Below are 7,353 nucleotides of genomic sequence, written 5' to 3'. Positions count from 1 at the left end.
GGTGGGGCTGGTGCTCGGGCTCAACGGGCACCTCGGCGGCCTCCCGGTGGACTCGGGAGATCGCATCCTCTCGCTGGCCATGGGCGTGTTGACCCTCGTCACCGCCATCTGCCTGCGCGCCCGCGAGGAGCCCGAGCCCTGACACGCCACCGGGGTGGAGCGGCGGCGGTCCCCCTCTGAAACGACAAAGGACCGCGGCGCTGGCCGCGGTCCTCTGGAGGCCCCCGTCTCAGGAGACGGGGGCCGTGCTCAACGCGTGGCTCAGGTGAGCACGTCGAGCGCGCGCGCGTAGTACTTCTGGCGGTCGGCGAGCCCGTTGTAGCCGCCGTTGATGCGGCGGGTGATCTCCTTGAAGTTGCCCGCGTCCGCGTAGCTGTTGAGGTTGCGGGTGTTCCAGAACCAGGCGGCGGTGCGGAAGCCCACCTCGGGGGTGGCGGCGCTCTTGGGGTTGTTCACCAGGTCGAGGCCCAGGGCCTTGCCGGCGGCGGTGTAGTTGGCGCGGCCGGTGAGCTGGATGGGGCCACGGCCCTTGAAGCGCTTGCCGTCACCCGGCTGGGTGTTGCCCAGGTCCTTGCGGCCCTCGTAGGCGGCGCCGGAGGCGATCTCCTCCATGTAGCGGAACTCGCCGCTCTCATGGGCGAGCTGCGCGACGAAGGCGGCCTGACGCTTGGGGGTGTTGATGCCGGCCTCGGCCATGGCCTTGTTGAGGTGGGGCAGGTACTGCTCGGCCTTGGCGGCCGACAGGTTGGGCATGATCTTCCGCAGCTGCGCGAGCGACAGGCCGCCCTTGCCGCCGGGCTCGGTGGGGCCGGTGACGGGGCCGGGGCCGGCCGAGCCGCCCACCTTGGCGCCGAGCTTCTCGAAGGCCGCGCGCGTCAGGGGCCCGTAGTAGCCGGTGTTGGGCACGCCGTGCTTGGCCTGGAACTCCTTGAGGGCCGCCTCGGTCTTGGGGCCGAAGACGCCCGGGCCGGTGTTCATCTCGGCCTGGGTCATCGTGCCCGCCTTCACCAGGGCCTTCTGGAGCTGCTCCACCGCCGGGCCGCGAGCGCCCTTCTCCAGGTCTCCCGCGGGCAGGCTCATGCCCTTGAGGGAGCCAGCGCCGCCCGAGGGCTGGCCGGCCACGGGGCCGGTGTTGCCGCCGGCCGGAGCGGTGCCCGGCTTCGGGTTGCCGCCGGAGAAGGTCACCAGCTCGCCGGTGCTCTTGTAGTTGCTCGGGCCGCCCACGAGCCGGCCGCCCTGCATCTTGAGGGAGATCTCCTTGCCGGTGGCCGGGTCGTTGGCGAAGTAGGTGTCGCCCTTGCGGCCGGTGACGGTGATCCAGTGGTCGGTGCCGTTGGCGCCGCCGTTGGAGCCGGCCTTGTAGTCCACGCCGATGACGACGGGACGGCCCGCGTCGATCTGCTTGTTGATGTTGCTGGCGTTGAAGGCGACCTTGGAGGCGCCCAGGCCGGCCATCTTCGCGGCCTGGCCCCAGATGAGGCCGTTACCGGAGTAGCCACCGGTCTTGTCGAGGTGGGCGTCGAGCTCGCCGGGGTTGATGACCTTGCCGGAGATCTTGCTGATCGCCATGGCGGTGGAGGTCATCGCGCAGCCGGCGGCGCTGATGGACGAGCCGGTGCCGAGGGCGCGACCGCCCCACTGCGCATCGCCCTGACGGAAGATGGGGGTGCCATCGGCGGAGGTGGGGAACTTGCGACCGTCGTCATCGCGCGCCGGGCCGGCCCTGCCGCCGGAGGCCGTGGCGGGGGCGTTGTCGAACTTGTCGCCGCCGGACTTGGAGGGCTTGTTGGTGCGAGGAGCATCGAAGCCGTCCGGGATGGTCAGCTTCTGGCCAACCTGGATGTGGTTGACGTTCTTGATGTTGTTGGCCTTGGCCAACTTGTCGACCGAGGTGTTGAACCTCTTGGCGAGGGCCGACAGGGTGTCGCCACTGCGAACGGTATGGATGGACACGGGGGACTCCAGAAAAGAAAGGGGTCGAAGAAACAGCGTTGACCCATTCTCGCGTGGAACGAGAAAAGGTTGCTTGGGGGGCGAAAAAAAGTCGCGCCACCCCGCACCGGGAGTGCGCAAGCACCTGGAAACAGGGGCGAATCCTCACTCCAGGAGAAGATTCTCAGCGCTGGAGGTGAAGGACCGAGGAGGCGACCCCCTGCGCGAAGCGCCTCACCCCGCCTGAGCGCCCGCGTCTCCGCGTCCGGCGAGCCGCGCCACCGCCTCGATGAGCTGCGCCGGTTCTATCGGCTTGGCCAGGTGCACCTGGAAGCCCGCGCGGTAGGCCCGGCGCGCGTCCTCGGCGCTCGCGTACGCCGTGAGCGCAATGGCCGGTACCCACTGGTCCCTCGCCTCGGCCCACGTCCGCACCCGCTTGAGCAGCGCGTGCCCGTCCTCTCCCGGCAGGCCGATGTCCGACACCAGCACGTCCGGCAGTGACGCCTTCAGCCGCTCCATCGCCTCGCCCGCGTTGCTCGCCGTGCTCACCTGCGCGCCCCGCTCGCGCAGCATCAACGCAATCAGCTCGCGCGCGTCCGGCGCGTCCTCCACCAGCAGCACCGACACCCCGTCCAGCTTCACCGCCGGCACCGCCGACTCCGCGCCCGGCAGGGCGTCCGTCTGCGCCTCGGGCAGCACCGCCGGCACCGGCAGCGTCACCGTGAAGGTGGAGCCCTTGCCCTCGCCCGCGCTCTCCGCCCGCACCGCGCCCCCGTGCAGCCCCACCAGGTGGTGCACAATGGCCAGTCCCAGCCCCAGCCCGCCGTGCTCGCGCGTGGCCGAGCCGTCCGCCTGCCAGAAGCGCTCGAAGAGATGGGGCAACGACTCGGCGCGAATGCCCTTGCCCGTGTCCGTCACCCGCACCCGCAGCTCCCGCTCGTCGCGGTCCACCCTCAGCACCACCCGCCCGCCCGCCGGAGTGAACTTCACCGCGTTCACCAGCAGGTTCCAGCACACCTGCTGCAGGCGCCCCGGGTCTCCCACCAGCATCGCCGTGCCGTTGCCGCCCACGTCCACCTCGAGCGCCAGCGTCACGTTCTTCTGCTCCGCGTGCGAGCGCACCACCTCCACCGCCGCCTGCACCACCCCCACCAGCTCCACGCCCCGGCGGTGCAGCGTCAGCTTCCCGGTGATGATGCGCGACACGTCCAGCACGTCTTCAATCAGCTGGGCCAGCGTGCGCGCGTTGCGCTCGATGACGGCCAGGCCCTTCTCCACCGCCTTGGCGTCGCTCTGCCGGCTGCGCAGCATCTGCGTCCAGCCCAGCACCGCCGTCAGCGGCGTGCGCAGCTCATGGCTCATCACCGCGAGGAACTCGTCCTTGGCGCGGTTGGCCGCCTGCGTCTCCGCCATCAGCCGCGTGTTCTCGATGGCCACCGAGGCCATGCGCGCGAGCTGCACGAGAATGGCCTCGTCCTCGGCGCTGAAGTCCCCCTCGTGCCGATCCGAGAGCTGGATGAGGCCCAGGTTGCGCCCGTCGCGTCCCACCAGCGGCGCCGCCAGCCAGCCGCGCAGGGGCGGGTGCTTGCCCTTGTGCCGGCCAAAGCCCTTCCAGGCCGGGTGGGACTCCAGCTCCCCCTGCTTCAGCCGCATGGGCAGGTTGAGCCGGCACACCCACGAGTAGATGCCCGAGCCCTCCGGCTGCTCGTGCCAGTCGCGCCACGCGCCATACTTGTCCGACATCGACGTGGCGTGGATGGCCCGCGACCAGCCCCCCTCCACCGTGAGGCTGGTGATGGCCTGGTGCGCGCCAATCACCTCGCGCGCCTGCTCGGTGATGGCCTCGAGCACGTGCTCGATGGAGTCCGCCTCGCTGATGACGAGCGCCGCGCTGGCCAGCCCCTGCAGCTGCGCGGCGTGGCGCTGCTCCCGGGCGAGCAGCCGCTCCAGCTCGGCCTCGCCCTGGCGCTGGCGGGTGATGTCCCGGTGGGCGCCCACCCACTCGCGCACCCTCCCGTCCTTCTCCAGCACCGGCACCGCGCGCGCCAGCATGTGGCGGTAGGCCCCGTCGTAGCACCGCAGCCGGTGTTCCAGTTGGAAGGGCGTGCGCGTGGAGAGCGAGGCCTCCCAGGCGCGCACCGTGGGCTCCCGATCCTCCGGGTGCACCGCCTCCAGCCAGCCCCAGCCCTGGCACTCCTCGCGCGACTGCCCGGTGAAGGCGCTCCAGCCCGGCTGCTCCTCCACGAACTCGCCCGAGGGCGGCGTGGCCCAGATGATGTCCGAGGTGGCTGTCACCAGCGAGCGGAAGCGCTCCTCGCTGTGCCCCAGGTCCCTCGCCAGCGCCTCGGCGGTGCGGCGCGAGCGCACCAGGTCCGTCACGTCGTAGGCGAAGATGGCCACGCCCTCCACCCGCCCGGAGCCATCGCGCTGCGGGTGGTAGGCGATGTCAAAGAACATCTCCTCGGACAGAGGGGCCCCCGGGCGCGACACCACCCGCACCGGCCGGGCGCGGCCCACGTAGGAGTTGCCCGTGGAGAAGACCCGGTCCATCACCTCGAAGACGCCCTGGCCCTCCAGCTCGGGGAGGGCCTCGCGCGCGGCCAGGCCCACCAGGTCGCGCCCCCCGTAGAAGCGGCGGTGCAGCAGGTTGGAGAAGACGAAGCGGTGCTCGGCGCCGCGGGTGATGCTGACGGAGGCGGGCGCCAGCATCAGCATCTCCTGGTAGCGGGCGCGCTCGTTCTCCACGCCGGCGCGCGCGAGCTGCTCGGCCGACAGCAGCCGCACCCGCTCGTTCTCCGCCAGCCGCCGCTCCGTCACGTCCCGGGTGAAGACGACGAGCCCCTCGCCCGAGGGGAAGGCCCGCGTCTCCAGCCACAGGCCCGCCGGGGCGAAGAAGTCCTCCAGGCAGACGAGGGTGCGCGCCTCCATGGCCCGGCGCCACGCGGGACCGAAGGCGCTGTCGGTCACCTCGGGCAGCACCGCCCACAGCTCCTGTCCCAGGAGGTGCTCGCGCGTGCGGCCCACCAGCCGCTCACCCACGGCGTTGAGCCAGGTGAGCCGCCACTGCCGGTCCATCACCAGGATGCCGTCGGTGACGCCGTCGAGCAGCGGATCAAACCCCGCTGGGGCCGGACTCTCCGGCCCCCCGGTCGGAGTTCTTGGCGGCTCGTGAGTGTCCTTCATGGCGCTGGGCTCCGGCCCATCAGAGCACGGCGACGCCCGCTCATGCACCGGGGATGAGGCGGGAGTGTTGGAAGGCGTCCGGCGGAGCACCCTTGCCCCTCCCCCTGGTCCCATCCCAGGTGGGAGTAGCGGACACCCGGGAAGCGTGAAGCCCGGCGGGGGAGGGAGGGGGCGGCCCCGGAACCTCGGGCCTTGTGTGTCCCGGACGCATCCGTTAGCAGTCGGGCCACCTCCCATGTCCACCGACGCCTCGACTCCTCCTGGGCCCCGCTCCGCCAACCGTTTCCTGTGGGTGGCGCTGGCCTCCGCCGCGTGCTGCGTGGTGCTCGCGGTGGGCCTGCTGCGCCCGCGCGAGCAGCCCCTGGAGCGCTTTGGCCGGCTCCCGGCCTTCTCCTTCACCCGCCAGGACGGCCAGCCCTTCGGGCTCCAGCAGCTCCAGGGCCGCCCCTGGGTGGCCAACTTCATCTTCACCCGCTGCCCCACCATCTGCCCCGTCTTCACCCAGAAGATGGCGCGCCTGCAGAAGCAGACGGCGGGCCTGGACGGGCCGCTCGCGCTCGTCTCCTTCTCGGTGGACCCCCAGTACGACACCCCCGAGCGCCTCACGGCCTACGCGGGCAAGTACGGCGCGGATCCGGCCCGCTGGAGCTTCCTCACCGGGGACTACACCCAGCTCAAGGACATCATCGTCGGCGGCTTCAAGATGGCCATGGGCCGCGACGAGGAGAACGCGCAGGAGATTGCCAGCATCTTCCACGGCAGCCACTTCGTGCTGGTGGACCGCACGGGGGAGATTCGCGGCTACTACAACAGCGAGCACGACGACGCGGTGGAGCGGCTGCTGCGCGACGCCGAGCAGCTGGTGCGCAGCGGCGAGTAGCGGGCGGAACGGCGCCTGACCGCTCGCCCGGGGCCCAGGCCATGACGCGATGCTTCCAAGCCTCCCCCGCGTGCATACCTTGGCCGGAAAGGGACCATTTGGAGAGGGAAGGACACGCCATGCTGATGAGCGCGACGCGCCTGGTGGACAGGCTGAAGGGGACGGCGGTGAAGGTGGGCACCGAGGGGGTGCGCCTGGTGGTGGAGGGCACCGTCACGGCGGTGAAGGTGATGGACCGGCTCCAGGAGCTGCTACCCGACCGGGAGCGGGTCATGCGGGTGATGCGCGAGCCCGTCCGGGGTGCCGGTCGTTTCCAGGTGGAGGTGCCCGCCCCGGAGCGCCCCATCCCCGCCCGTCCCGTCGAGGCCCGCCCCGTCAAGAGCCGTCGCCCGCAGAAGGAGCCGTCCGCCGAGGCCAGAGCCACGGCGGAGCTGGTGCTGGCCGAGGTCGAGGCCGTGCACGAGCGCCTCAAGGAAGCCCGCCCGGCGCGCCATCCCCTGAAGGTCCGCGCCGACGTGGAGCTGCCGGAGTACACGCCCAAACGGCGCAAGGCGGCCCAGGCCTCGGGTCGCAAGACGACTTCCGCGGAGGCCTCGCCCAAGCGCGTCACGGCCCGCCCGGGCCTCAAGGCGAAGCGGGGACAGAAGCTTCGCCACTGAGCCACCCGGCTCTGGCTACCTGCGCGTCACCTTCGGCGAGGTGGTGGCACGCGCCACCACCTTGCTGCGCATCCGCGAGTTCTTCACGGACACGCCCGAGGCCTTCATCTGCGCGGCCTTCTCGGCGGCGAGCCGCTCGGCCTCGGCCTTGCGAGCCGCCTCGTCGGCGACGAGCCGGGCCCGGTGCTGGGCCAGCGTCTCGCGCATGCCCTCGGCCGTGAGGTCCACCTGGGCCAGGTGCAGCCGGTAGAGCAGGTCCTCGCGCAGCGTGCCCCTGCCGCGCGCCAGCTCCACGGCGCCCGAGAGGCCGACGATGACCTTGGGCCGCTCCTCCTGCGTCTGCAGGCAGCGCACGATGAGCCCCTGGGCCTGCGGCGTGAGCCGGGAGACATCGGGGATGAACACCACCCCCCGAGGCTTGCGCAGCGCCTCGCTCACCTGCTCGGGCTGGCGGATCTCCACCAGTGGCCCCTCATGGGAAAAGCTTCTCGCCGCCGCCGCCGCCCACGTGCGTCGCTCGTCCTCCGTCCCTCCGGACAACAGCACCGAGGCCCGGTTCGCTACGAGCTCCTCTTCACGATAACCCCGCGGTGTCAAAGGCAGACCTCCCCCGTCGTTGACTGCGTGGGCAAAGCCTAACGCAAATCGGGTTACTCGTCGAACCCCGCAAGCGCGCCGGGGCCGATCTTCCGGCCCCGG

General features: G+C 71.5%; 5 protein-coding genes. 2 read left to right on the top strand and 3 right to left on the bottom strand.

The features are described from left to right. Positions 1 to 261: 261 nt before the first annotated feature. Positions 262 to 1,953, bottom strand: coding sequence for a LysM peptidoglycan-binding domain-containing protein (locus VF697_RS43470; protein WP_414641263.1), 1,692 nt, complete (start codon positions 1,951 to 1,953; stop codon positions 262 to 264). A gap of 213 nt (positions 1,954 to 2,166) precedes the next feature. Then, on the bottom strand, positions 2,167 to 5,115 hold the full coding sequence (locus VF697_RS09135) for a PAS domain-containing protein (RefSeq protein WP_331093333.1): 2,949 nt from the start codon (positions 5,113 to 5,115) through the stop codon (positions 2,167 to 2,169). A 235-nt stretch (positions 5,116 to 5,350) separates the two neighbouring features. On the opposite strand from VF697_RS09135, the gene VF697_RS09130 reads away from it, so the two are divergent. Continuing rightward, positions 5,351 to 5,995 carry an SCO family protein gene (locus tag VF697_RS09130; protein WP_331093331.1) on the top strand — a complete coding sequence of 215 codons (645 nt, stop codon included), beginning with the start codon at positions 5,351 to 5,353 and terminating at the stop codon, positions 5,993 to 5,995. A 119-nt stretch (positions 5,996 to 6,114) separates the two neighbouring features. After that, entirely contained in the window at positions 6,115 to 6,654 is a 540-nt protein-coding gene (locus tag VF697_RS09125) for a hypothetical protein (RefSeq protein WP_331093329.1), read from the top strand. Positions 6,655 to 6,669: 15 nt separating this feature from the next. On the opposite strand, the gene VF697_RS09120 is transcribed toward VF697_RS09125, so the two are convergent. Continuing rightward, positions 6,670 to 7,116, bottom strand: coding sequence for a Fis family transcriptional regulator (locus tag VF697_RS09120; RefSeq protein ID WP_331093327.1), 447 nt, complete (start codon positions 7,114 to 7,116; stop codon positions 6,670 to 6,672). Positions 7,117 to 7,353 lie beyond the last annotated feature (237 nt).

Source organism: Archangium sp., assembly GCF_036388035.1.
Lineage (GTDB): Bacteria > Myxococcota > Myxococcia > Myxococcales > Myxococcaceae > Archangium.
Note: the sequence above shows the minus strand (reverse complement) of the source record. Positions and strands in the feature narration are given on the sequence as shown.

Excerpts from the sequence above, each read along its gene's own strand:
- VF697_RS09135 (WP_331093333.1), bottom strand. The coding sequence starts at position 5,115 with ATGAAGGACACTCACGAGCCGCCAAGAACTCCGACCGGGGGGCCGGAG.
- VF697_RS09130 (WP_331093331.1), top strand. The coding sequence starts at position 5,351 with ATGTCCACCGACGCCTCGACTCCTCCTGGGCCCCGCTCCGCCAACCGT.
- VF697_RS09125 (WP_331093329.1), top strand. The coding sequence starts at position 6,115 with ATGCTGATGAGCGCGACGCGCCTGGTGGACAGGCTGAAGGGGACGGCG.